We start from the raw sequence: 26,938 nt of genomic DNA, 5'->3' as shown, positions 1-26,938 counted from the left end.
TGGTCTGTAACAATTATTAATGTATTGTTACGCTTAAATTTCGACCAATGCCTAGAGTTGTGGCAAGCTAAATGTTCCAGTTTTAGAACTTCCCGTTTTAGGATCTAAAACGGAGTTCATTTAATTTATAGACCACATTGATATATCACTTTATCCCAGTGATATCTGATTTTCGGATTAATTCGCATGAATAGCAAATCTCCTATTTTTACTGCACAATCTGATGTTGCTTTACGTATTCACGTAGATCGCGCAGTTCGCCATTATTTTGCACAACTACAAGGTGAACAACCTTCACAAGTGTATGACATGGTGTTAGCAGAAATGGAGAAACCTCTTTTATCTGTTGTTCTTGAATACACTCGCGGTAACCAAACACGCGCTGCTGAAATTCTTGGACTAAACCGTGGTACTTTACGTAAAAAGTTAAAAGCTCACGGTTTAATGAGTGAATAAGTGATAAAATGCTTGCGACCTCCGCAGGCATTTTTTTTACCTGCATTTTGCTAGTTTGTTTTAATCTGTAATTGAAAACTGTGACGAAGATCATGACTATTAAACGCGCTTTAATCTCTGTTTCTGACAAAACAGGTATTGTTGAATTTGCACAAGACCTTGCTGCTCTTGGGGTAGAAATTTTATCTACTGGCGGTACTTATAAGTTGCTTAAAGACAACAATATTGCTGTCGTAGAAGTATCAGAGCATACTGGTTTCCCTGAAATGATGGATGGTCGTGTAAAAACGTTACACCCAAAAATTCATGGCGGTATCTTGGCTCGTCGTGGTCTAGACGAAGCAGTCATGGCAGAACACAATATTGATGCCATCGACTTGGTTGTTGTTAACCTTTATCCATTTGCTGCGACTGTTGCAAAACCAAATTGTTCACTTGCAGATGCGATTGAGAACATCGACATTGGTGGCCCTACTATGGTTCGCGCTGCAGCGAAAAACCATGCTTCTGTAGGTATTGTAGTAAATGCTTCTGACTATGCGACTGTTATTGCAGAAATGAAAAGCAACGGTGCATTGTCTTACGAAACTCGTTTTGATTTGGCAGTGAAAGCATTTGAACACACTGCACAATATGACGGCATGATCGCCTCTTACTTAGGTGCACGTGTAGGTAAAGAAGAAGGTACTGCTGACCAATTTGCACGTACATTCAATACACAATTGAACAAAGCGCAAGATTTACGTTACGGCGAAAACCCGCATCAATCTGCAGCGTTCTATGTAGACCCTGCTGCAACTGAAGCTTCTGTTTCTACAGCGAAACAGCTTCAAGGTAAAGAATTATCTTATAACAACATTGCAGATACTGATGCCGCACTTGAATGTGTGAAATCATTTGCAAAACCTGCTTGTGTGATCGTAAAACACGCGAACCCATGTGGTGTTGCTGTCTCTTTAGACGGTATTCAAGCAGCTTATGACCTTGCTTATGCAACTGACCCTGAATCTGCATTTGGTGGCATCATTGCGTTTAACCGTGAGTTAGACGTTGCGACTGCACAAGCGATTGTAGACCGTCAATTCGTTGAAGTGATCATTGCACCAAGCATTGCTGATGGCGTACTTGAAGTGACTGGCGCGAAGAAAAACGTACGTGTACTGGTATGTGGCGAACTTCCTGCGATTGATGCACGCGCTCCACAAATGGATTACAAACGTGTCAACGGCGGTTTATTGGTTCAAGATCAAGACTTGGGCATGATCACTAAAGATGACTTAAAAGTTGTGACCAAACGTGCACCAACTGAACAAGAAATTGACGACATGATCTTTGCTTGGAAAGTTGCGAAATACGTAAAATCGAACGCAATTGTTTATGCAAAAAACCGTCAGACCATTGGTGTTGGTGCAGGTCAAATGAGCCGTGTAAACTCTGCTCGTATTGCTGCCATTAAAGCAGAACATGCAGGTTTAGTGGTTGAAGGTGCAGTAATGGCATCTGACGCATTCTTCCCATTCCGTGATGGTATTGATAACGCAGCTAAAGCTGGTATCAAATGCATTATTCAACCGGGTGGTTCTATGCGTGATGAAGAAACGATTGCAGCAGCAGATGAAGCTGGTATTGCAATGGTCTTCACTGGCATGCGTCATTTCCGTCACTAATTAAACTCATTAATTAGAAGTCGTATTTAATAATCCTCCGAAATCCCCCTTTTTTATAAAAGGGGGACTTTTCACGTAAGGGAACTGTGTTTTTATGCACAATCTCCTTCCTTTTCAAGGGTGAAAAGCATAGCTTCGCTAGGGGGATTTTATTCTTTGAGGGATTTTTAGATGAATATTTTAGTTTTAGGTAGCGGCGGTCGTGAACATGCGTTGGCATGGAAAATCGCACAAGATGACAAAGTCGCTAAAGTCTTCGTTGCACCGGGTAATGCAGGTACGGCAACAGAAAACAAATGCGAGAATGTAGCGTTAGATATTCAAAATAACCCTGCAATCATCGACTTTGCCAAAAATAATGCTGTTGATTTAATCATTGTTGGCCCTGAAGCACCACTGGTCAATGGTGTAGTAGATGCCTGCCGTGAAGCGGGTTTAAAAATTTGGGGCCCAACCCAGTTTGCTGCACAGCTTGAAGGTTCTAAAGCCTTTGCCAAGCACTTTTTAAAACGTCACAACATTCCAACTGCATTCTATGACGTATTCACCGAAGTTGATGCGGCAAAAGCATTTGTTGAAAAAAATGGTGCTCCAATCGTGATCAAGGCGGACGGTCTTGCTGCAGGTAAAGGCGTGATCGTGGCGATGACCAATCAAGAAGCATTTGATGCAATTGATGACATGCTAGCAGGCAACAAATTTGGTGATGCAGGTTCACGTGTAGTCATTGAAGAATTCCTTGCAGGTGAAGAAGCTTCTTTCATTTGTATGATTGATGGCGACAACATCCTTCCTATGGCAACTTCACAAGACCACAAGCGTATTTTTGAAGGCGACCAAGGTCCAAATACTGGTGGTATGGGTGCATACTCTCCTGCCCCTGTCGTGACTGCAGACGTATTTGAAAAAACCATGAATGAAGTGATGCGTCCTACTGTTGAAGGTATGAAAAAAGACGGTCATGTTTATACAGGTTTCTTATACGCAGGCTTAATGATTGACGACAAAGGTCAACCAAAAGTGATCGAGTTTAACTGCCGTTTTGGTGACCCAGAAACACAACCAATTATGATGCGCTTAAAGTCATCTTTGGTAGATTTGGTTGAAGCAGGTATTGCTGGCAACTTACCTGCCGAAGCAGACTGGGATGAACGCAAAACTGTCGGGATTGTATTGGCGACTGCGGGTTACCCTGAAACTTCAGGCAAAGGTGATGTGATTTCTGGTTTAGAAACACAAATGGCAGATGCGAAAGTATTCCACGCAGGTACAGCAAGCAATGCCGATGGTGAGATTGTGACCAATGGTGGTCGTGTACTGTGTGTAACTGCGCTCGGTAATACCATTGGCGAAGCGCAAGCTAAAGCCCTTGAACTGTGCGAAAAAGTTACCTTTGATGGTGTGCAATATCGTAAAGATATTGGCTATCGTGCCATTGCTCGTGAAAATGCTTAAAATTTTTAGTTTAGCCTAAAAATTTAAGTCCATAAAAAAGCTCGTCACTGTACGAGCTTTTTGTTTATCAGGTTGTAACCCATGTACATTGTGATGATCTACGTTTATAAAATACTTTAGATCAATAAACATGCAAAAAATAAAAAGCTTCAAAGAATTTTTAATTTCAATATTCGTTGAGTTTACATTGCAAATACTTTTTATTTTTGCAGGATTAATATATTTGGCTTATGTTTTTATAGGGATAGGTTCATTGTTACTCTGTTTGCCTTATATATGGGCGATATATTATCGTTGGAAAAATCATTCATAACTTCTTTTATGTATTTACAGCCATGTTCTGATTCTTGTAACTAAGCCGATTTCATACCGACAATTTCATATCTCGTTTTTTACTATCGATTGCAGAATAAATTTTAAAGCACCTAAATATTTAAACACTTGTTCAAATCCTTAATCTTTACAGAATATATTTATTTATAAGAACTTATTTTGACTTATTCGCTTTCTGTTGTAAAAACAGTGATATGCATAACATACACAGCACTATATAGAATTATTTTTTATTGTTATGATGGTGCATCTTTTGAAAAAGTGAATTGCCCATCCATCTCAAAATTATTGATTGAGCTGTGGGCTGACTTTTTCAGTACTCAAACAATACCTACAACATATTTGAGAAACATACAAAATCATCATCATGCGATTCCATCCATCGTGCTGATTTGATTCTTCTCAATCATTGGCAACTTTAGGCACTGCTTAAACTTGCTCGGGATATATTCATGAAAAAGCTCCTTGGTCTTGTACTTGGTCTTTCAGTTGGCTTGGCTGGCTGTGGCAAACAAGAAGCGCCTGCGACTGACGCGGCACAAAAAGATTCTTCTGCTCTACACACTGTCACTATGGCATCGACTGGTTCAGATGCAGATATTTGGCGTTTTATTGCCGACTTACCTGAAACTAAAGCAGCAGGTATTCAACTTGAAGTGAAAAACTTCACCGATTACGTGTCAATGAACACAGCGGTAGCAAATAAAGAAATTGATCTTAACGCATTCCAATCTTATGCCTATATGGTGGCATTTAATGCCAACAATAAAGATCAAATTGCACCAGTAGCGACAACTTACTTAGAGCCAATGGGTATTTACTCAAGCAAAGTGAAAAAGTTGGATGAGTTCAAAACAGGTGCAACCATTGCTATTCCAAATGATGGTGCCAATGAATCACGTGCACTGTTATTACTTCAATCGGCTGGTTTGGTTAAACTGAAAGATGGTTTTGACAATGTTCAAGGCACGCCTGCAGACATCGTAGAAAATGCGAAGCAAATTCAAATCAAACCGATTCAAATGGCAACGGCTGTACGTGTAAAAGATGAAGTCGATGCAATTGTTTTGGGCAACACTCTTGCAATGGAAGGTGGTTTGAACGTACTTAAAGATTCAATTTATTACGAGCCAATTGACCAGAGCACAAAAATGAATGTCAACATTCTCGCGACTGCTGCAGATCGTCAAAATGACCCAATCTTGCAAAAAGTAGCTGCGTTGTATCATACCGAAGCGGTGAAGCAATATATTGATCAGCACTTTGGCGGAACAAAAGTTGCGGTAAATAAACCTGTCAGCTATTTCACTGAAGCAGCAAAATAGTAATATAATGCGTTAAACAAAACAGGCAAAGCGAACTTTGCCTGTTTTTTCATTTATGGACATTTCTTGACGATATGATTGAATTTAAAAACATTTCAAAGCACTATCAGCTCAAAGGTCAAACACTGCGTGCGTTGGATCAAATTAACCTACAAATTCCAACAGGCAGTATTTTTGGCATTATTGGCTATAGTGGTGCAGGTAAAAGTACGTTAATCCGCTTGATCAATTTGTTGGAGCGCCCAAATGCTGGGCAAGTCATCATTCATCAAAAAGATTTTACTGCACTCAATGCCCGCGAATTACGTCAAGAACGTGCCCATATTGGAATGATTTTTCAGCACTTCAATTTATTGCAGACCAAAACTGTGGCTGCCAATATTGAAATGCCGATGAAACTGTTAGGCTGGAACAAAGCCGAACGCGAAAAGCGTTTAAATGAATTACTTGAGTTTATTGATTTAAAACATAAAAAAGACGCCTACCCTGATGAACTTTCAGGCGGACAAAAACAACGTGTCGGTATTGCGCGTGCGCTAGCCAATCATCCTAAAATTTTACTCTGCGATGAAGCAACTTCAGCACTTGATCCACAAACCACCAAATCTGTGCTGGAATTACTGAAAAAAATTAACCGCGAACAAGGCATTACCATTGTAATGGTCACACATGAAATGGATGTGATTGAATCGGTTTGTGATTATGTGGCGGTGATGGAACAAGGCAAAGTCATTGAAACAGGTTCAACCCTAGAAATATTTAGTCAACCGCAACATCCGACCACCAAAAGCTTTATTCAAACCGTGTTGCAGCAGCAATTGCCTATCAATATTTTGAATAATCTGGAAAATCAAAATCAGCACAGCATTTATTGTCTGAAGTTTTTAGGTAAATCAGCTCAGGAAACCGTAATTCAAGCCGTCATTAAACAGTTTGATATCAGCCTGAATATTTTATTTGCCAATATGACCGAAATTGATGGCGCTGTGATTGGGCAAATGTTTATACAATTGCTCGGTGATGCAAGCGTCATTCAACAAGCACTTGAATTTCTGCAAGCCAATGGTGTTGAAGTTGAACAGTCAGGAGTACAAGCATGAGAGATTTAATTGTACAGTGGCTGACCTCAGTAACTGCGCCTTTCTGGAAAAGCTCTTTATCTATTGACCAGTTTGTTACAGCCTTACAAGAGACCTTTCACATGGTGTTCTTTGCCATGTTGTTTGGTTGTATCTGGGGCTTTATTCAGGGCATTACCCTTGTAGTGACTCGTCCGACAGGTATTTTGCCAAACCGTGTGATTTATCACGGGCTTAACCCGATTGTAAACGCACTGCGCTCCCTACCCTTTATTATTTTATTGATTGCGGTGATTCCGCTGACTAAATTGTTAGTGGGTACATCCATCGGAACTTGGGCAGCCATTGTTCCACTGACCATTTATGTCGGCCCGTATATTGGTCGTTTGGTAGAAACTTCACTGCTTGAAGTCAATGAAGGGATTGTCGAATCTGCACAGGCAATGGGTGCTACACCCTTACAGATTATCTTCAAATTTATTTTACCTGAAGCACGTAGCTCACTCATTTTGAACCTAACCACAGCCACCATTAGCTTAATTGGCGCAACTGCTATGGCAGGCGCAGTCGGTGCAGGCGGCATTGGTGACCTTGCTATTTCTTATGGTTATCAACGCTTTGATAGTAGTGTCGTGATGCTAACCGTGGTGGTCTTATTAATTTTAGTGCAATTGGTGCAAAGTTTAGGCGATTGGTTATCTAAACTCAGATAAATCTTTCATCTACACATCAGAAATAGATTCACCATTTAACTCCTTGCTACTCGTATGAGTGTGTAAGGGGTTAAAACCACACTCCTTCTCCATGCATACGTGATTCACGCCATATCAACATCCAAAAAACTGAAATTTTGATATACGGTCAAGATCATCGAAAACCGTAGGAAAAACTTTGCAGCATGTTTTGTCTTGAGCAGAGCATGCTAAACTAACCCGTGATTTTTTAAGGGACTGATTCATGCGCTTTGTTCATTTAGGTATACATACAGAATTTTCGATTACCGAGTCGATTGTACGCGTACCTGACTTGATTAAAGCTGCAGTCAATGAAGAAATGCCTGCTTTGGCATTGACCGATCTCTCTAACCTGCACGCTGCCGTAAAGTTTTATGGCAAATGTTTGGGGCAAGGCATCAAACCGATTTTAGGTTCAGTGCTGCGTTTAAATGATGCCGATCATCGTGTGACTTTATTGTCGATGAACAATCACGGCTGGCGCAATCTGACCGAATTGGTGTCGCGTGGCTATATTGAAGGTCAGCAACTCAATATCCCTTGCGTCAATAAAGCATGGATTTTAGAACAAGCCGATGACCTAATTCTGTTACTCGGCATTCAAAGTGATGTCGGCAAAATGCTGATCACGTCCAATCCACAAAAAGCCGAACCGTTGCTAGAAGAATGGATCGAAAAATTTGGTAATCGGGTTTATTTGGCACTGACCCGTACAGATCGTCCCGATGAAGATGCTTTTATTGCCGAAGCGGTTAAATTAGCTAAAAAATATAATATTGGCGTGGTGGCACATAATGATGTGCACTTTGTCCGCCGTGAAGATTATGAAGCGCACGAAGCGCGAGTTTGTATTGCCGATGGTTATGTTTTAGGGGATAACCGTCGTCCTAAAACGTATAGTCCTGAGCAATATTTTAAAACTACTGCAGAAATGACGGAATTATTTTCCGACATTCCAAGTGCTATTGAAAACAGCTATCACATTGCCAAACGCTGTAACGTCACGCTGCAATTGGGTAAATATTTCCTTCCAGATTATCCAATTCCAGACGGACACACCATTGATACCTACTTCGCGCACCTATCCAAACAAGGTTTAGAAGAACGTCTAAATGTGCTCTATCCTGTCACACAGCGCGATGAAGACTGGGCAGAAATTCGCAAACCTTATGATGAACGAATTGAATACGAAATTAATATTATTAACTCGATGGGCTTCCCGGGTTACTTCCTCATCGTCATGGACTTTATTCAATGGTCTAAAAATAATGGCGTACCTGTTGGGCCGGGTCGTGGTTCAGGCGCAGGCTCATTGGTCGCTTATAGCTTAAAAATTACCGACTTAGACCCATTGCGTTATGAACTACTCTTTGAACGTTTCTTAAACCCAGAACGTGTATCCATGCCCGACTTTGACGTCGATTTCTGTATTGCAGGACGCGATAAAGTCATTGATTATGTGGCACGCACCTATGGACGTGATGCGGTATCACAAATTGCCACTTTCGGTACTATGGCCGCCAAAGGTGCGATTCGAGATGTCGCACGGGTTTTGGGCAAGTCTTATGGTTTGGCAGACCGTATTTCTAAACTGATTCCAACTAAACCTTTAGGGCTTAGTTTGGAAGAATCAATTGAAGCCGAACCACAGCTGAAAGATGTGGTGACCAATCCATCTAACCCAGACTATGACGATGCTTCAGAAATTTGGGAAATGGCTTTAAAACTTGAAGGCATTACCCGCAACACAGGCAAACACGCAGGTGGTGTGGTCATTGCACCAACCAAAATCACCGACTTTTCTGCGGTTATGTGCGATGCTGATGGAACCGCCCGTGTTGCACAATACGATAAAGACGATGTTGAATCGGCAGGTTTGGTCAAATTTGACTTCTTGGGTTTACGTAACCTGACGGTTATTGAAGATGCAGTACAAAATATCAATAAACGCATCCAAGCCGATACACCGCTAGATATTGCCCATATTCCATTGGACGATAAAGACGCCTATTTAGTCTTTGCCAATGCCAACACCACAGCGGTATTCCAGTTTGAATCCGTGGGCATGAAAAAGATGCTGAAAGAAGCACGCCCAAGCAAATTTGAGGAAATTATTGCTTTCGTGTCCTTGTATCGTCCTGGCCCGATGGATCTCATTCCAGACTTTATTCACCGTATGCACGGTGGCGAGTTTGAATATCTGCATCCATTGCTAGAAGGTGTGCTTGAGCCAACCTACGGCATTATGGTTTATCAGGAACAGGTAATGCAGGCGGCACAGTATTGTGCAGGCTATACCCTCGGTGGTGCGGACTTACTACGTCGTGCTATGGGTAAGAAAAAACCTGAAGAAATGGTGAAACAGCGCCAAATCTTTATTGAAGGTGCTGCGAAAAAAGACATTGATGCCGCCACAGCCAACCATATTTTCGACTATATGGAAAAGTTCGCAGGCTACGGTTTTAACAAATCCCACGCGGCTGCTTATGCCCTCGTTGCCTATCAGACGGCATGGCTGAAAGCACATTACCCTGCCGAATTCTTGGCTGCGGTAATGTCGTCGGAAATGCAAAACACCGATAACGTGGTGTTTCTGATTGATGACTGTCGCCACAATGGTCTGGAAGTTTTACCACCTTCGGTAAATATGTCTTTGTATCATTTCCACGCCAGCGATGAACGCACCATTGTCTACGGACTTGGCGCAATTAAAGGCGTGGGCGAACAAGCCATGCAATCGGTGATTGATTCTCGCCAAAAAGAAGGTCCATACCGCGATTTATTTGACTTCTGTCATCGTATTGATTTGAAAAAAATCAACAAACGAACCCTTGAAGCCTTAATTCGTGCGGGTGCATTAGACTGTTTAGGCATCGAACGCTCAAGTTTAATGGCACAATTGCCAGAAGCGGTACAAGCGGCGGAACAAGCACGTTCCAACCGTGAAACAGGCATCATGGATTTATTTGGTGAAGTTGAAGAAGTACAACGTAAGCCTGCCAAACCTGTAAAACCATGGTCAGATGAAGTCCGACTTAAAGGTGAAAAAGACACACTTGGACTTTACCTCACTGGTCACCCGATTGATGTCTATCGCAATGAATTAAAAGCCTTTATTCCAAGTAAAATTAATGAACTGACGCCAACCCGTCGTGGCGTGACCACCGTCTTTGCAGGCTTGGTGGTGGATGTCGCCAACTTCCCAAATCGGATGGTGGTCACTTTAGATGATGGTACGGCACGTATTGAAGTATCTGCCAACCATGAGCGCTTCCAACGCTTTAAAGATATTGTACAAACTGAAAAAGTGGTGGTGATTGAAGGCGAAATTTACGAACGTGAAGGTTTTGACCGCCCAATGGGACGCTTAACCAAAGCGTTTAGCTTGAATGAAATTCGTCAAAAACGCGCCAATAGTATTCAAATTCACTTGCATGCAGAACATTTAAGCAAGACCTTGAGTCAAGACTTACAAAATATGTTGCTGCCTTATTGTAATGTGGATTTATGCACGCATATTCCTGTTTTATTGCACCTTGACTATGCTTATGCCACTGCAGAATTACATTTGGGCATTCAGTGGAAAATCGCACCCTTAGATGAAGCCTTGGTCAAATTGCGTGACTATTTTGGTAAAGAAAGCCTGCATATCGAATATCAAGTGAAATCCAAAGCCGCGAAAGCTGTCGATGTGGCGAAACCTGCATCGATTGCTCCACCACCTGCTGATATGAGCATGGATGATGCTATGGATTTATACCATACCGAAGTTGATCAATATTCTTAATTAAAAATTTAACCCATCTGGATTTGTTATGAGTCAAACCGACAATGCAGCTGTTGCCGCACACCTCTCCCACGTGCGTATTGTCATGGTGAATACCACCCTGCCTGCCAACATCGGTAGTGCCTTACGCGCCATGAAAACCATGGGGCTATGTAAATTGGTTTTGGTTGATCCAAAAACCTATCCGCATCCAGATATTGATGCTTTGGCGGCAGGTGCAACCGATTTAATTGAACAGATTGAAGTGGTTGAACAGCTCGAAGATGCAATTGCCGACTGCCATTTGGTCTTTGGCACCAGTGCACGTAGTCGTACTATTCCTTGGCCACTCTTAGATGCACGCCCTGCGGCAGAAAAGTCGTTAAATGCTGTGGCACAGCATGGGCAAAATGTTGCCATTATTTTTGGACGTGAAGATCGTGGTTTAACCAATGAAGAGCTGGCTTTGGCGAATTATCACGTGACGATTCCTGTCAATGAAGAATATGGTGTGCTCAATGTTGCTCAAGCCATTCAAGTGATTTGCTATGAAATGCGTATGGCTGCCATCGATATTGTCGGAAAAATTGCCGATCCTGCAGCGACGATGCAAGTGACAGATTCTGAAGCGATGCAATGGGATGAACCTTTGGTCAACCATGAACAAATGCAACAGTTCTATCCACATTTAGAAAAAATGCTGGCAGAAATTGAATTTATGGATCCAAAAAATCCACGATTATTGCCTTTGCGCTTGCGTCGGCTTTTCGGACGTATACAATTAGATCGTATGGAATACCATTTACTTCGCGGTATTTTTAGCCGCGTACAAGCAATGAATAACGGTTCATGGAAAAAATCTACATCAACACAGGACGAGGATCAAACTAATGCTTAAACAGCTCAAAGAAGACATTCAAGCTGTCTTCGCGCGCGATCCTGCTGCTCGAAATACACTTGAAGTCTTAACCACTTATCCAGGAATTCACGCTTTAATTATGCATCGTGTGGCGCATGAATTATGGAACAAAGACTGCAAGGGGTCGGCACGTCTACTCTCGTCATTTAGCCGTTTTGCTACAGGAATTGAAATTCATCCCGGTGCAAAAATTGGTCGTCGCTTTTTTATTGACCATGGCATGGGCGTGGTGATTGGTGAAACTGCTGAAATTGGTGATGATGTCACCTTATATCATGGCGTGACTTTAGGCGGCACAACGTGGAATAAAGGCAAACGTCATCCAACTTTGGAAGATGGCGTAGTAGTCGGTGCAGGCGCGAAAATTCTAGGCCCATTCACCGTACATAAAAATGCCAAAGTTGGCTCTAATGCGGTTGTGACCAAAGAAGTACCTGAAGGCGCAACTGCTGTGGGTAACCCTGCGCGCTTTATTATGAAAAATAAACCTGCCGATGATCAGGAAGCACGTCGTCGTGATTATGCTGCCAGTATTGGTTTCCAACCTTATGCAGCAACGCAGGACCAATCTGACCCAGTATTGGACGGCATGCGAGTATTACTAGATCGCTTGGAACAAAATGAAAAACGTATGAATTTATTATGTCAGCGTCTCTCTTTACTTGACCCAAGCTTTAAAAACCCACAGCAAAATGAACAACCTTATAGTGCAGAAGAATTAAAAATAATTGAAGATGTTAGACGTGAGTGTGAAGCACAAAGTAAATAGGGCTGTTTATTTGATCAATCCTACATACTTAAAAAAACTTCGTATCACTGTGTAACTAAGCCCCCTCAATTGTATTGCATGTTCGGAACAGATTTCTTAGACTGACCGACATGCAATATTTTAATCCGACACAATCACCTCTCACTTTTAAAATAAATTGAACGGAAGAACACCATGACCCTTAAGCCTTTGGCACTCAGTATTCTAGCCGCAACGCTCGTTAGCGCCTGTGTTGCACCACCAAAACAAGAAGTAAAACCACCTATCGTATTTACCGAACCTGAATTAAGTGCACCATTCTATGCCTTAAATCCATTTAATTATGATGCCCCACCACCATTTGAAATTAACCTACAAAAAGCAGCAGCACAGCCTGTGACTAAAATGGTGGTTACTAACCCAAATGATCCAAGCAAAAGCATTACCTTAGATCAAAACAAATTGATTGTACCTACGGTCAATAACAATGCCCGTAGCTTGAAGTTTGCAGTTTTGGCAGGTGAAAACGAAATTGACATCACCGAAATTGATGACTTCTTACAATTGGTCGAAGGCAAAGCACGTCACTATCCACCACGTTTTAGCGAACGTCAGGAACGTCGTGGTTTCGAGGCAAAGCTCAAAGAAGTGACTCAACAATTAGACACTTTGGCAGCCAATGAAAATGCCTCTTTTGATATTTTGATGCGTGCATTTAAAGCCAGTGTTATGGCACGTAACCTAGACTTAGGCTCTGTTTACACCACACGCTCACTTAACTATGCGCAGCGTATCTTAAAAATTAATCAGGAAGATGCCGAAGCGAATTTCTGGTTTGGTTTCGGTCTGTCTGAAGGTGGCGGTCATCGTGAAGCCATTCCTTATTTAGACAAAGCCATGAAAGCAGGTGTGCAGGAAGCTTATTTGTCTGCGGCAAACAATTATATTGCCATGGAACAAAAGAAAAATGCAGTACAAACTTTGAAAAACTATAAAATCAAATACCCGCAAGAAGCCGAAGTGGCTGACCGTTTGATTGCTGAAATTGAAAAGCAAGGTCGCTGGAATGTGTGGCAAGTGATCGCACCACGCACTTAATAAAAAATCGATACAAAAATACCTAAAAATAGACCGTTTCGACGGTCTATTTTGCTTTCTACGCAATTGAAAAAGCTTTAAAAAAACGTATGATGGAAAAAAATCTTAAAAATTAAGCCAGACTTTCCATGAATAAAATTGTGATTGCTGCATTGCTCAGTACAACACTGCTGTCTGGTTGTCAGGTGGTCAGTGTTAAAAATCAGGCATTAAAAGTTAGTATTGCCAATGAACGTGATAGTATTTTATCGCGCAAAAAACTGAGTGAAGCCAGTTTAAATGTCTTGTCGATGACAGGACGTGAAGCCAATATTTGTGCCGAAAAACCTGAAGAATGTGTGAGTGCACTCAAGCAAATCCCACAAATTCAGGATGAACAACTGCTCTCAACCGCCAGTGAATTATATTTAGCGAAAGCGATTGAACTGGAAAATTCATCGTCCTGTAAAATCAGTATTCTGAACAGTAAAAGATCGGAAGAACAACAAAAAATTCATCAGGCCAATTATGAACAATGTTTAGATCAGCAATTGCACATGCTCGATCAAAGTATTCGTTATAGTTATGCCTATATGTTTAAAACCAAACGTGCGCCGCAAGACCGTCTTTTTGACAACAGACAAGTCCAAATTCGGGACTTTTATAATCAGGCGATTGCCAAATTGGTCAGCAGCTATGCGCTGCGCTATAAACACGATGAATTGCAACAACAAATTCGTGTTGGCAACAGCATTTATGACATTGATTTTGAGTACTACCCGCAGCTGAAACAACAAAAAATTCAGCAGTTGATGTCAACCTATAACCTGAACTTTTCGGGTTTGCGCTCGGTCACGCGCCGTGATGGTTTTGGGTCTGAATTTCTGGTGGTATTGCCTGAAAATCCAAACGATGATCTGAGCAAAAGCAAATATATTATTGATCCGCTAAAATATGATTATCCTGCAGGAAAAAATCCAAATATTCACCAAGCTCGCTATTTAGCCGCGACAATCACTGCAGAACCACATAGCGCCAATTCCATTGAAGATATTTTGAATCGGCCGCATTTTAAGCTCAAGGCTTATGATCCGTATAAATATGAATCTGCCCAAATTGCACAAAAGAACTACCCGCTTGCAGCTAACTTTTCTGCACCTTATGGCTTGTGGTTAGCGCAAAATAATTTAGGTAAATCGGCTTATTTATCCTTAATTGATCGTGAAGAACGACTCAGTATGCCGCATTTGTACTTACTTGAGCCGTATAATCCGAATAAAAAAGTCATTGTCCTCATTCATGGTTTGGCCAGTAGCCCCGAAGCGTGGATTCGCTTAACCAACGATATTATGGGCGATCCTGTATTGCGGGAAAACTTTCAAGTCTGGCAAGTGTTTTACTCGACCAATATGCCAATTTTAGAAAGCCGTTTCCAAATTTATGCCTTGCTTCAACAAGGCTTTAAACAGGTCAGTCCTTCTGCTGCAGCCAAAAAAGATGCTGTAGTAATTGGACACAGCATGGGTGGTATTTTGGCACGTTTGTTGGTCAGCGATACTGATTTAACTCAACCTGCCATGCAAATGCTTAAAAACCGACGTCTGGAACGCTTTAAATCTGATCCTTTGTTGCAAGCACGTTTGCGCCTTAAACCCATCACCAATTTTAACCGTGCAATATTCTTGGCTGCACCGCATAAAGGTACAGAGTTTGCAGACCGCTGGTTCACCCTTGCAGCACGTAAAGTCATTCGCTTACCGACTGCATTTTTAAGCGCGTTTGCGGATACCTTGCAGCAACATGAAGTCGATTTAAAAAATCTAACCAAAGAAATTGGGCATGGCGTCATTCAAAATGGACCGAGTGATTTAAGTAAAAATTCCAAATTTACGGAATTAACTGAAGATATTTTGCCTGTCAAAGGATTTAAATATCACAGTATTATTGGCAATAATACCGACAGCACTGAGCATCTGTTAATGAATGACGATGTGGTGCATTACAACAGTGCCCACTTAGATGGCGCTGTTTCAGAAAAAATTATTAAAGGCGGACATTCCATTCAGGAAACGCCAGAAGCTGTATTGGAACTGCGACGTATTCTTAGATTACATTTGCAAGATTTAGGCTTGTATAAACCGTAATCCGTCACGGCAAATAAAAAACCGAAGTCTAAGTGGCTTCGGTTTTTTATCTATCATGCTATTTCTCAGCAGTATTAGATTGGTGCTTGTCCCCAATAAGCTTTGGTCAATAAGGCCTCTAATTCGGCATAGTCATATTCGCGTGGATTATAATATGGACTATCGCAGATAATACGTGCCACTTGGGCAGGTGCTGTTTCGGGTAATCCTAAATCTTTAAGTGCCATTGGAATATTCAATCTTTGGTTAAGCTGATAAATCGCCAAGCCCAACTGTTCCCGATCTGACACATTTAAAGCTGCTGCCAGTTGATTCATTGCAGCAATATCTGCATGTCGGTTGTAATACACTGAATACGCCAACACAATGGCGTGGGTTTGCGCATGTGGCAACTGATAACGTCCACCTAAGCTATGGCAAATTTTATGATGAATTGCCATCCCCACCGAACCCAAACACACACCAGCCAACCATGCACCATATAAAGCGTGTTCACGTGCCTGCATATTATGAGGCGCTTGCACAATTTCAGGTAAAGCCTGTGCCAGTTGAGTAATCGCCTCTAGCGCCATTAAACTTACAATGGGATTTTTATCCTGTGCATATAATGCCTCAACTGCATGTGCCATCGCATTCATGCCCGAACATGCCGAAATTTCAGTGGGTAAGTTGAGTGTCAATTCAGGATCATAAATCACAACTTTAGGCAAAACTTGAGCTGCTTTGCCTGTGGTTTTCAGCTGGTTTTCGGTGATGCCATACACCGCAGTCATTTCACTACCTGCATAAGTGGTCGGAATTGCAATAATCGGTAAATGGGTTTCTAAAGCAATTGCTTTGGCTAGACCAATCGCAGAGCACCGCCGAGTGCCAAACAGCAATCGACCTTTAAACGCTGCACATCTTGAATGGCTTGATCGGCAACTTCTTTTGGCACATGCATCACGGCATGAGGATAAACCGCTACAGCCATGTCTTGGATTAGTGCCAATAAACGCTCGCCTGCGGCTTTTTGCCCTGCAGTGGCAATAGTTAAAATACGCCTATAGGTATAAGGTCGTAAAATCTCTTGAATTTTTTGCAGATGACCTACGCCAAAATGAACATTGATTGGCAATACCTGATAATGGAATGCTTACATGTTATTAAACTTAAATATTGTCGTTAGATTTTAATAGCATTTAACTATGACTAGGCTGCTGAACAGCCCAATTCTGCAACGCTGCTTTGCAAATATTCAAATAAAACTCAAGACCAACTGTTTTGCTGTAAACACAAAAACCCATGATCGCATGGGCTTTTGGATCATTAAAATTAAATGCGATGAATCATCTATCAATTTTAATGTAAAGAAAACTTATACTTTTGTGCTTAGTCTATTTCTTTTAGGCACACTGCAGACAAAATTGGAATACCAAAACATGGAAGCAACAATAAAATCCAGTATTCCACGACGGTAGCTTCACCACTGATCATATTGATGAATAATCCACCAATGATTAATACCGCTGCAATTAAACCCAGAAAAATTCCAAAAAATCTTGCAGGCATTTTACGTCCCCTGAACAATCGAACAAAAGTGTTAAATCTAGTATATACCTTATAATTAAATAAGATATTATTTTTTAAGCAAAGATTAACAAAGCTATACAATCAGCTGCATTAGAAATGTCAACATTGCGCATATTGAAGTATAGTCTCAATGCACTTGTTTATTTGACCTGAGAGGACACGCATGGCATTTGTTGTTTCCACCATGCTTTCATGCCACCTTGCAACTGCGATGCCTGATAACCCATTTTAGCCAATCTTCTGGTTGCAGGAATACTGCGATGTGCAGATAGACAAATAGTCACTACAGGCTTTGTAGGAGCTAAAGATAATGCTTTGACATTAGATTCATTCATTTGACTCAAAGGCAAATGCAACGCACCTGGTAGTGTTCAAAAAACTGTGTCATTTCCTTAAACTGTTAAAAACAGGAATGATGCATTATGGCAACTACATTTGATTTTGAAACAGCCTTAAAACAACTCCAGTCAGGACAAGCACTGACTGGAGAAAATGGCATACTCACCCCTTTAATTAAACAGCTGACCGAAGCTGCTCTTGAAGCAGAAATCGAGAATTACATTGAAGCGAATCCGAAACAAGGTAATCGCCGCAATGGCTATACTCGCAAGACAGTAAAATCTACATCAGGTTCATTTGAGCTTGAAACCCCTAGAGATCGAAATGGTGAATTTGAGCCACAGTTAGTTAAAAAGAACCAGACCAAATTATCAGAAGAAATTGACAATAAAATCATATCACTCTATGCACTTGGTATGAGCTATCGTGATATTCAAAAGCATGTTGCTGATATGTATGGATTGGAGATTTCAGATGGTGCTATCACCAATATTACAGATAAGCTCCTCCCTCAGTTACAAGCATGGAAACAACGCCCACTCGATACAATTTATCCCTTTGTTTGGTTAGATGCCATACATTACAAAGTGAAGGATAAAGGTGTTTATGTGAGCAAAGCGATCTATACCATTTTAGCTTTAAATGTTGAAGGTAAGAAGGAACTACTCGGCTTGCATTTGTCGGAAAGCGAAGGGGCGAACCATTGGCTTAGTGTACTGACAGACCTACAAAATCGTGGTGTTCAGGATATTCTGATTGCCTGTGTAGATGGACTAAAAGGTTTCCCCGAAGCCATAGCAGCGATTTACCCTCAAACAGAAATACAACTGTGTATCGTTCATCAAATTCGTAATTCTTTACGCTATGTTGCCAGTAAAGATCAGAAGGCATTTATGGCTGATTTAAAGCCAATTTACCGTGCTGATACCAAAGGGGCGGCAGAAGTAGCACTGGATGAGCTAGAAGAAAAATGGGGCGAAAAATATGGTGTGGTCATTCAGTCATGGCGTACCAAATGGCATCTACTATCCGCCTATTTCAAATACCCTAAAGCGATTAGGAAGCCGATTTACACCACCAATGCCGTTGAAGCCGTACATCGTCAATTCCGCAAACTAACCAAAACCAAAGGAGCTTTCCCCAATGAGGATAGTCTGATGAAATTACTGTATATTGGTATTCAACAGGCATCAGAAAAATGGACAATGCCTATTCAGGAATGGGGACAAACGATTACTCAATTATCCATTTACTTTGAAGGTCGATTAGATGATATAATTAAAATCTAGTCAAATTTACTGACACAGAATTTTGAACGCCCTCACGCACCTTGAATATGGCTGTCACAAAATTCTTTTCGGGTACGTACATCTACAATTTGCACATCTTGCTGTTGTTGTAACAAATCCTGTGCGTTTATTTCAGGCACTTTACCCCACGGCAGATACATCATCAAATTAAACATTGCACACTCCAAAGCAAATAAAACTTGAAAATTCCAACAAATGATTTAAACCATAGCATGTCTAATTTTATCTAGCTGTGGCTATTTCCAAAGAGAAATCATATAGACACATTTGCTAACAATAATCAAAACTTAATTAATATATTTGTTTATATTATATAGGATCAAAAAAATGTGAGTGATTTCATGAAAACACCAGATCAACTGATTACCGAAGCGAAAAGCCAAATTACCGAAATGAGTGTTCAAGATGTCTATGAGGTGTATAGCAAACATCCTGATATTATTTTGATTGATGTACGTGAACCAGAAGAACATCAAGCCTGTGCAATTGATCGTGCTGTGAACTTTCCGCGTGGCATGCTCGAAATGAAAATTGCACAACACCCTGTTGTCAATCATTACTGTGAAGTTGAACGCGCACTTGCCGATTTAGCTGAAAAAGATATTTATTTGATCTGTGGTACAGGTGCACGCTCAGCTTTGGCAACTCAATCTTTGCAGCGTATGGGCTTTGAAAAAATATTTTCTGTACAAGGCGGCATGCAGGCTTGGATTGAAGCTGGTTTACCCACAATCTCAATTACAGCTTAATTGACTAAATTACGAAACGATCCATTGCTTTAGCCCAAAACCACTTGAGTAAAGCAGTATTTTTACTACACAGTTCATGTGATAAACAAAGCTTTATCATTAAACAGTTAAATTTTTTGTTATAGTGTTACATGAAAATTCAATAAAAGACGTATGCAGTGTTGATGATGTGGGGAAGATTGCTCGGATTAACAGCAATCTTGTTACAAGTCGCTGTATTCCTACAGCCTTTATTGCCAGAGAAACAACATTTTTCCTCTGTCTGTAAAACTGTTGCCCAAGCATTATTTTTTGATCAGCCAAGCTCTGCAAATCAGCTGTCTGCAAATCTTCTACAACGCACAGCCAGCACATCTACGTCTGAATCTCATCTAAGTCATACGGCTCATTCACCGCATACAGACAAAGTTGACACACGGCATTCAGCTCAACATGCGCATGAATCATCCAAACAAGATGCACATGAAAACCATGAATGTGAATATTGTTTAGTCTATAGCTTTGCACTTCCCTTACTAGATACCAAGCTTAGATACGTGTTAATCCGAACACAAATTCGGATTTTGTCTTTTAAAACATCGTTTACACCAACACTATTTCAAACTGAGCCGCTTTTTATTCTACCACAAGGTCGTGCTCCGCCTCGTTTTGACTCTTGAATTTTCTTATCATTTCTTACAGTGTTGCCATCTTTGCTTCACTCTAAAGTGTAAATTTTGCAGTATCAAATTTATGCAGCTGTAGGACAATACTTATTTTAATAACTCATTGACTTGTTTATTCGACCCTAAGGAGGAGATAACTATGCATCTGCTTCAACACAGTCATAATCATGTGAATCATACTGTAGAGCAAACGGCTTGTTTGGATTTAGCACAACAGATCATTAAAGTTCGGCAAAAAATGAATATTTCACAAACTGAACTTGCGGCAAAATTGTGTATCTCTGCCCGAACTTTAGAAAGTTGGGAACGTGGTGTCCGTCAACCGTCGAGTTCTGCTCAAGCATTGATTCGATTATTTATTAAATCGCCACAATTTGTGTTAGAAAACTTGGCATAAAGCACTTTATGATGATGAATTAAAGCAATGAAAAACAATAAAGAAGCTCCCAAGGGAGCTTCTTTGGTCAAAAGAGTTGAAGCATCATTTTGATATACATATAGAATGAATACCCTTGCTGTTTCATAGCTATATATTCAAAAATAGAATAAAGATATGAATTTATATTCAAATACAAGAATACAACTTTTCAATATACTGCCGCATATATTGTTTTTACTCGATCTATATTCTCATGAAATATCTATCTTCTTTTATCTCAATTGCTGTTATCGCACCTTTGTTTTCAACATCTGCTTTTGCAACAACAGGATATTTCATGCATGCATATAGTGTGAAATCTCAAGGAAACGCAGGCACAGCCATTGCCAATTTTCAGGACAGTCTGACTATTGCAAGCAACCCAGCGGGTTTGAGCTGGTTAGATAAGCGTGTTGATGCAGGTTTAACTATTTTCTCTCCAGATCGTGAGTCTGAAATTACAGGAAATGGTTATGGAGCAAATGGTCAGTATGATGGCAATAGCCGTAAATACTTTGTAATTCCAGATGTAGGTTATGTTCACCCAGTGAATGAACAAGTCACTGCGGGTATTGCGGTTTATGGCAATGGTGGCATGAATACCAATTATAAAAATAATCCTTATGCAGTTTATGATAATACAGGAAGCGCAGGTATTTCATTAACCCAAGCCTTTATTTCACCTGCTTTATCTTGGAAATATGCAGAAAATCAATCTATAGCCTTGGCTGCAAATATTTTATATCAACGTTTTAGTGCACAAGGTTTTGCTGGTGATGTCTTTGGTGGTGCTTCGTCAAACGGTGCGGCAATTAGCGATCGTGGCAATGACGATTCATACGGCGTAGGTGCACGTATTGGCTGGTCGGCAAAACCAAATGATAAACTGACCCTTGGTGCAAGCTATTCATCTAAAATTAATGCCAGCCGCTTTAAGAAATATGAAGGTTTATTTGCCAAACAAGGTGATTTTGACGTACCTGAAAGCTATGGTGTAGGTTTAAATTATCAACTTACCCCTGCTTTATCAGTCGCGACAGATTACTTACGCATTAATTATTCAGATGTAGATTCTGTTGGCAATAAACTGGATCAATTATTCGCAAACAATAAATTTGGCACAACACAAGGTCCTGGTTTTGGATGGGATGACATCAATGTCTATAAAATTTCAGCGACTTATCAAGCCTCAGAAAAACTGACTTTACGTGCGGGTTATAGCTATAACGATCAGCCTGTTAAAAATGATCAAACCTTCCTAAATATTTTGGCACCAGGTGTGGTACAAGAGCATTTAAGTGTTGGTGCAACTTGGCAACTCGATGATCAACAAAATGTAAGTGTGGCTTATACACACGCACTCAAAGAAACAGTGCAAGGTAACAACTCTATCCCCGCTGATTTTGGTGGTGGCGAAGCCAATTTAAGCATGAGCCAAAATATTTTGGGCGTGTCATATAGTTTGAATTTTTAAATTCTACATAGCTTGAGTTTGAATAATAGCTTGCCATGATCTGAAAAGATGATGGCTTTTTTTACTTTGATTGTGATGAAGTTTTTCCAAAGTACGGCTTTTAGCTAGAAATAAGACCATGCAAAGTATAATGTTACAACATGCACTACTTTCTAAATGAATCCATAGAAAACAATCAAATTTCGATGCTTTTTATAACGATGAATTACACGAAAAACTCAGTAAAATTCAGCCAAATGACACAATAATTTTCACTTTTAACTTCGCAAATCATACATTTTCAACAGCTAAGCTCTTTGAGCTATGCGATATCATTTTTGAAACTGTGGGTTTAGATTTTATGGGCGATATTTTTTATGGCTGTGTGCTCACTAACACACCCGATCAATTGAATATTATCCATTTAAAAGCTTAAACCGCTCGATGTTCGACTCGTTAGAGAGCGAGCAACAATGACATGCAGGTTCACTAATTTGACTAAGATGGCGTAAAATAAGCTAGTCACATACTTACACTTAAATTACGCTTCAAATTAAAGGACTTCAACTGCATGAACATGACAGAAATCATGGCTGATCTATCTTCACACACTCCAATGATGCAGCAATACTTACGGGTGAAGATGGAACATCCACATTCTTTAATGTTCTATCGCATGGGCGATTTCTACGAATTATTTTTTGATGATGCACACAAAGCTGCCAAACTTTTAGGCATTACTCTCACCCACCGTGGTAAAACTAGTGGCAAACCTATTCCAATGGCGGGCGTGCCATATCATGCTGCTGAAGGTTATCTCGCTCGCTTGGTCAAAAAAGGCGAAACCGTGGTAATTTGTGAGCAAATTGGCGAGGTGACAGGCAAAGGTCCTGTAGAGCGTGGAGTAGTACGGATTATCACCCCAGGCACGCTCACCGATGATGCCTTGCTCAACAGTCATCAATCTTCCAACTTGGTCTCTTTATGCTTACAGCAAAACCAAATTGGTATCGCATTGCTGGATTTAAGTGCAGGGATTTTTAAAGTTCAGCAAATGGATTATTTGCCTGAACAACTCGCGATTGAACTTTCTCGTTTAATGCCAAGCGAAATTGTGGTCGATGAAGATATTGTCGATCCGAATATTATTGAACAGGTTAAAAAGCAGCTTGACTGCCCTGTGACCAAACGCCCAAATGTCGATTTCAACCTAAACAATGCACAAAAAACGCTTTGTGATCAATTTGCTGTATCGTCACTTTCAGGTTTTGGTATTGATCATTTGCCCTTAGCCAAAGTAGCAGCGGCAGCGTTAATACACTACGCCAAAGAAACCCAAAAAACGGCTTTACCACATATTCGCAGTATTCAATTAGAACAAAGCAGCGATTTTATTGCGCTTGATCCTGTGACCCGACGTAATTTGGAATTGGTTGAACCATTATTTGAACACGGCACTTCTTTATTCCAACTGATTAACGATTGCCAAACTGCCATGGGTAGCCGTTTACTGAGTCGTACCTTGATGCAACCTTTGCGTGACACGGCATTGTTAGATGCAAGACTGGATGCAATTCAAGCCTTAATACAAGGTTACCATGAGTCGCCTGTGCGTTTGGTACTGAAAGAAATTAGTGATATTGAACGTGTGCTGAGTCGTGTCGCACTCGGTAGCGCACGCCCACGTGATTTGGTACAACTACGTCAGGCCTGTGCGCAAATTCCCTATTTGCGTCATGCCTTACAGCCCATTGTTTCTGCACAACAATCCGCACTCATTCAAAACCTGAATGAAGAACTGGGCGATTTTCATGGACTGCATCAACGGCTGATGCAGGCAATTGTAGAAAACCCACCTGTACTATTGCGTGATGGCAATGTCATTGCAGAGGGTTTTGACAGTGAACTCGATGAACTACGCAAAATCCGTGATCATGCGGGGCAATTCCTGATTGATTTAGAAGTCAAAGAGCGCCAAGAAAGCGGTATCCCAACGTTAAAAATTGGCTACAACCGTGTCAGTGGTTACTACATTGAACTCACTCGCGCCCAAGCCGAGCAAGCACCTGAACACTATATCCGTCGTCAAACTTTAAAAAATGCAGAACGCTACATCACCCCAGAGCTAAAAAGTTTTGAAGATAAAGTCCTGTCTAGCGAGTCCCGTGCTTTAGCCCGTGAAAAGATGCTATTTGAAATGCTATTGGATGAATTACGCCAAGACATTGCTCAATTACAAATGATGAGCAGCGCGATTGCACAAATTGATCTATTGGCAAACTTTGCCCATCAAGCACGTTTACGCAATTGGGCACGCCCTGAATATAGCCCTGAAATTGGAATTAAAATTACTGCAGGACGTCATCCTGTTGTTGAGGCCTTGAGTAAAACCGCCTTTACACCGAATGATACTTTACTCGACTACAATCATCGTTTGGCAATTATTACTGGCCCGAATATGGGCGGTAAATCAACGTATATGCGTCAAACCGCACTCATTGCCCTACTTGGCTATTGTGGTAGTTATGTGCCTGCCCAAACAGCCGTATTAGGTCCTATTGATCGCGTGTTTACCCGTATTGGTTCTGCCGATGATTTATCGACAGGTAAATCGACCTTTATGGTCGAAATGACTGAGACTTCACAAATTTTACACCATGCAACCTCACAGTCTTTGGTGCTGATGGATGAAGTTGGTCGCGGAACCAGTACCTACGATGGCTTATCTTTGGCATGGGCATGTGTGTTGGATTTAAGCAAACGCATCAAATGTTTATGCCTATTTGCAACGCATTATTTTGAATTGACCGAATTAAGCAAAGAATCTGGGGTGGATAACTACCACGTAACCGCCAAAGAAATGAATGGCAACCTGATTCTCTTGCACAAAGTTCAACAAGGTCCTGCAAGCCAAAGTCACGGTTTGCAAGTGGCAAAATTGGCAGGCATTCCAGCCAATGTGATTAAAGAAGCGCAAAACCGTTTAAGAATTTTAGAAAAACAGCAGCACAAAAATGTCAATTTAGCCGTTCAAGATGACCTATTTGCACCAGCAACAAGCTCAGCTGAACCAGAAGTGATTGAACGTGTAATAGAGGTAGAAAAACCATCACCTGCTTTAGATTTATTACGTAGTATAGATGTCGATAATTTAACGCCACGACAAGCGCTGGAACAATTGTATGCTTTAAAGGAACAATTGAACGCTTAGCCGCTGTTATTTCTAAAATATTTGAGCTAAACAAAGACTCTCAATTGAGAGTCTTTGTCATTTATAAGTTTTTTTGATGGTTTTATCCCCCTTTTATCAAATTTAGCAGCACTGTCTATATCAAATATCAGTAAAAGCGATTGTTAGTTGTAGTGATTTTTGCCTAAAATAGACTATTCTGAATTAGAACCATATTTTTAGGTAGCTGTCGCCATGACATTTGTTGTCACTGAAAACTGTATTAAATGTAAATATCAAGACTGCGTTGAAGTTTGTCCTGTAGACTGCTTCTACGAAGGTCCGAACTTCCTTGTCATTAATCCAGACGAATGTATCGACTGTGCATTATGTGAACCAGAGTGTCCTGCCAACGCTATTTTCTCTGAAGATGAATTACCAGAAGGTCAGGAAGTGTTTATTGAGCTAAATGCCGAACTTTCACAGACTTGGCCAAACATTACACAAATTGGCGATCAACCTGCTGACCGCGAAGAATGGAATGGCAAACCAGACAAATTACAATACTTAGAAAAGTAAGTTCGTCTTGTTGTGAAAAAGATCAGCCCTGTGCTGATCTTTTTTTATACCTAAAACACACATTTGATTGCAATATTTTCAAATTTTAACCAGCATTTTCGATTAGAATACGGACACTTTAAATAAATATCTGATTTGCCTAATGAAGAAATTTTTCAAGGCGCTGTTTTCGTTCAGCATTGTTCCCGTTATCTTGGTTGCCTGTAGTTCAACCCCAAACAGAACAACAACGATCACCACGCCCGATGGAAAACGAATTTTCATTCCTCAAGAAAAAATCACCTATGAGCGTCAGGTAGCACCTAAAATTGTGCCTTATTCGTATAATGCATGGGTGGCAGTGAGTGACAATTTACGCCAAGTTCGTGAATATGAACGCTTCTTGGAACACAACGGTGTTGGCAATATTATTCCAAGTTTTGAATTAATGCGTACCGCACGTGACTGGCAACGCTGTGGACGTTCGCAATTTATGATTCCAAGTCGTGAATTGTGGCAAAATCAGGTGCCTACCTTGCGTGTATTTAAATATTTGGTCGCCTCTAAAGTCTTAACTGATTTTGAAGTCACTTCTGTCTATCGAGATTTACCACTGAATCAATGTGCAGGTGGTGCGAACTCATCGCGTCACTTATTTAACTCAGCCATTGATTTTAGAATTGGGCCACAATTCCCGAATGCCGAAGACTATGCCTATATTGAAAGTACCAAATACAGACTGTGTCAGTTCTGGCAGCAATATGGTCAAAGTTTAAACATGGGCTTAGGCTTATACGCTTCAGGACAAATTCATATTGATACACAAGGTTATCGAACTTGGGGGCCAGATTTAAGCCGCCATTCATCTATGTGTAATTTCTAATTCAGTGTTGTTTAGAATTAAATCCTAAAGAGGTCAAATTGACCTCTTTTTTTATTGCGAAATAGATTATCACCTGCTCCATTCCGCGAATAAATTGCACTCTGAGCAGAAAAGTTTAC

At 40.7% G+C, this 26,938-nt stretch carries 24 protein-coding genes; 19 read left to right on the top strand and 5 right to left on the bottom strand.

What is annotated here, in order from left to right; translation table 11 throughout:
- Positions 1–186: 186 nt before the first annotated feature.
- The 11 genes from fis (at position 187) to F947_RS05475 (ending at position 15,703) form a co-directional block, all read left to right on the top strand.
- On the top strand, positions 187–456 hold the full coding sequence (fis, locus tag F947_RS05525; protein ID WP_001086304.1) for a DNA-binding transcriptional regulator Fis: 270 nt from the start codon (positions 187–189) through the stop codon (positions 454–456).
- A 92-nt stretch (positions 457–548) separates the two neighbouring features.
- Positions 549–2,123, top strand: coding sequence for a bifunctional phosphoribosylaminoimidazolecarboxamide formyltransferase/IMP cyclohydrolase (gene purH, locus F947_RS05520; RefSeq protein ID WP_004973127.1), 1,575 nt, complete (start codon positions 549–551; stop codon positions 2,121–2,123).
- Positions 2,124–2,294: 171 nt separating this feature from the next.
- Positions 2,295–3,578 carry a phosphoribosylamine--glycine ligase gene (gene purD / locus F947_RS05515; protein WP_004973125.1) on the top strand — a complete coding sequence of 428 codons (1,284 nt, stop codon included), beginning with the start codon at positions 2,295–2,297 and terminating at the stop codon, positions 3,576–3,578.
- 785 nt (positions 3,579–4,363) lie between these two features.
- Positions 4,364–5,236 carry a MetQ/NlpA family ABC transporter substrate-binding protein gene (locus tag F947_RS05510; RefSeq protein WP_004973124.1) on the top strand — a complete coding sequence of 291 codons (873 nt, stop codon included), beginning with the start codon at positions 4,364–4,366 and terminating at the stop codon, positions 5,234–5,236.
- A gap of 74 nt (positions 5,237–5,310) precedes the next feature.
- The gene (locus F947_RS05505; protein WP_004973123.1) at positions 5,311–6,336 is read left to right on the top strand and encodes a methionine ABC transporter ATP-binding protein; all 1,026 of its coding nucleotides are present in this window, start codon (positions 5,311–5,313) and stop codon (positions 6,334–6,336) included.
- Entirely contained in the window at positions 6,333–7,028 is a 696-nt protein-coding gene (locus F947_RS05500; protein WP_004973122.1) for a methionine ABC transporter permease, read from the top strand. Before F947_RS05505 ends, F947_RS05500 begins: the two co-directional genes overlap by 4 nt.
- A gap of 244 nt (positions 7,029–7,272) precedes the next feature.
- Positions 7,273–10,836, top strand: a complete 3,564-nt coding sequence (gene dnaE, locus F947_RS05495; protein WP_004973121.1) for a DNA polymerase III subunit alpha — start codon at positions 7,273–7,275, stop codon at positions 10,834–10,836.
- A 28-nt stretch (positions 10,837–10,864) separates the two neighbouring features.
- Positions 10,865–11,713 carry an RNA methyltransferase gene (locus tag F947_RS05490; protein WP_004973119.1) on the top strand — a complete coding sequence of 283 codons (849 nt, stop codon included), beginning with the start codon at positions 10,865–10,867 and terminating at the stop codon, positions 11,711–11,713.
- Positions 11,706–12,503 carry a serine O-acetyltransferase gene (cysE, locus tag F947_RS05485; RefSeq protein WP_004973118.1) on the top strand — a complete coding sequence of 266 codons (798 nt, stop codon included), beginning with the start codon at positions 11,706–11,708 and terminating at the stop codon, positions 12,501–12,503. The genes F947_RS05490 and cysE overlap by 8 nt, the downstream gene beginning before the upstream one ends.
- Before the next feature lie 174 nt (positions 12,504–12,677).
- Entirely contained in the window at positions 12,678–13,580 is a 903-nt protein-coding gene (locus tag F947_RS05480; RefSeq protein WP_004973117.1) for an ABUW_2363 family tetratricopeptide repeat lipoprotein, read from the top strand.
- A 128-nt stretch (positions 13,581–13,708) separates the two neighbouring features.
- A complete protein-coding gene (locus F947_RS05475; RefSeq protein WP_004973116.1) occupies positions 13,709–15,703 on the top strand; it encodes an esterase/lipase family protein in 1,995 nt (664 codons plus the stop codon).
- A 74-nt stretch (positions 15,704–15,777) separates the two neighbouring features.
- On the opposite strand, the gene F947_RS05470 is transcribed toward F947_RS05475, so the two are convergent.
- The 4 genes from F947_RS05470 to F947_RS05460 all read right to left on the bottom strand — a co-directional run bounded on the left by F947_RS05470 (position 15,778) and on the right by F947_RS05460 (position 17,631).
- On the bottom strand, positions 15,778–16,584 hold the full coding sequence (locus tag F947_RS05470; protein WP_004973115.1) for a maleylacetate reductase: 807 nt from the start codon (positions 16,582–16,584) through the stop codon (positions 15,778–15,780).
- Positions 16,545–16,820, bottom strand: a complete 276-nt coding sequence (locus F947_RS14915) for an iron-containing alcohol dehydrogenase (protein ID WP_004973114.1) — start codon at positions 16,818–16,820, stop codon at positions 16,545–16,547. Before F947_RS14915 ends, F947_RS05470 begins: the two co-directional genes overlap by 40 nt.
- Positions 16,821–17,074: 254 nt before the next feature.
- Positions 17,075–17,254, bottom strand: a complete 180-nt coding sequence (locus tag F947_RS05465) for a hypothetical protein (RefSeq protein ID WP_004973110.1) — start codon at positions 17,252–17,254, stop codon at positions 17,075–17,077.
- Positions 17,255–17,415: 161 nt separating this feature from the next.
- Positions 17,416–17,631, bottom strand: coding sequence for a rhodanese-like domain-containing protein (locus tag F947_RS05460; RefSeq protein WP_004973109.1), 216 nt, complete (start codon positions 17,629–17,631; stop codon positions 17,416–17,418).
- 66 nt (positions 17,632–17,697) lie between these two features.
- On the opposite strand from F947_RS05460, the gene F947_RS05455 reads away from it, so the two are divergent.
- Complete coding sequence (locus tag F947_RS05455; RefSeq protein ID WP_004973108.1) at positions 17,698–18,903, top strand: IS256 family transposase; 1,206 nt, start codon at positions 17,698–17,700, stop codon at positions 18,901–18,903.
- 32 nt (positions 18,904–18,935) lie between these two features.
- Here F947_RS05455 and F947_RS14605 read toward each other — a convergent pair whose 3' ends face one another.
- Complete coding sequence (locus F947_RS14605; RefSeq protein ID WP_004973107.1) at positions 18,936–19,079, bottom strand: rhodanese-like domain-containing protein; 144 nt, start codon at positions 19,077–19,079, stop codon at positions 18,936–18,938.
- A 186-nt stretch (positions 19,080–19,265) separates the two neighbouring features.
- Between F947_RS14605 and F947_RS05445 the strand changes: the two genes are divergently transcribed.
- The 7 genes from F947_RS05445 to F947_RS05415 all read left to right on the top strand — a co-directional run bounded on the left by F947_RS05445 (position 19,266) and on the right by F947_RS05415 (position 26,819).
- Positions 19,266–19,673, top strand: a complete 408-nt coding sequence (locus tag F947_RS05445) for a rhodanese-like domain-containing protein (RefSeq protein WP_004973106.1) — start codon at positions 19,266–19,268, stop codon at positions 19,671–19,673.
- A gap of 164 nt (positions 19,674–19,837) precedes the next feature.
- On the top strand, positions 19,838–20,332 hold the full coding sequence (locus F947_RS05440) for a hypothetical protein (RefSeq protein ID WP_004973105.1): 495 nt from the start codon (positions 19,838–19,840) through the stop codon (positions 20,330–20,332).
- A gap of 145 nt (positions 20,333–20,477) precedes the next feature.
- Positions 20,478–20,735, top strand: a complete 258-nt coding sequence (locus F947_RS05435; protein WP_004973099.1) for a helix-turn-helix domain-containing protein — start codon at positions 20,478–20,480, stop codon at positions 20,733–20,735.
- 235 nt (positions 20,736–20,970) lie between these two features.
- A complete protein-coding gene (locus tag F947_RS05430; RefSeq protein WP_026438485.1) occupies positions 20,971–22,230 on the top strand; it encodes an OmpP1/FadL family transporter in 1,260 nt (419 codons plus the stop codon).
- A gap of 550 nt (positions 22,231–22,780) precedes the next feature.
- Positions 22,781–25,420: a DNA mismatch repair protein MutS gene (mutS, locus tag F947_RS05425; protein WP_004973095.1), complete on the top strand. Its 2,640-nt coding sequence runs from the start codon at positions 22,781–22,783 to the stop codon at positions 25,418–25,420.
- 213 nt (positions 25,421–25,633) lie between these two features.
- The gene (gene fdxA / locus F947_RS05420; protein WP_004973093.1) at positions 25,634–25,957 is read left to right on the top strand and encodes a ferredoxin FdxA; all 324 of its coding nucleotides are present in this window, start codon (positions 25,634–25,636) and stop codon (positions 25,955–25,957) included.
- Positions 25,958–26,099: 142 nt separating this feature from the next.
- A complete protein-coding gene (locus F947_RS05415; RefSeq protein WP_004973092.1) occupies positions 26,100–26,819 on the top strand; it encodes a D-Ala-D-Ala carboxypeptidase family metallohydrolase in 720 nt (239 codons plus the stop codon).
- Positions 26,820–26,938 lie beyond the last annotated feature (119 nt).

Origin of the sequence: Acinetobacter towneri DSM 14962 = CIP 107472, assembly GCF_000368785.1 — a bacterium.
GTDB classification, from domain to species: Bacteria; Pseudomonadota; Gammaproteobacteria; order Pseudomonadales; family Moraxellaceae; genus Acinetobacter; species Acinetobacter towneri.
This window is presented reverse-complemented; position numbering and strand designations above follow the sequence as displayed.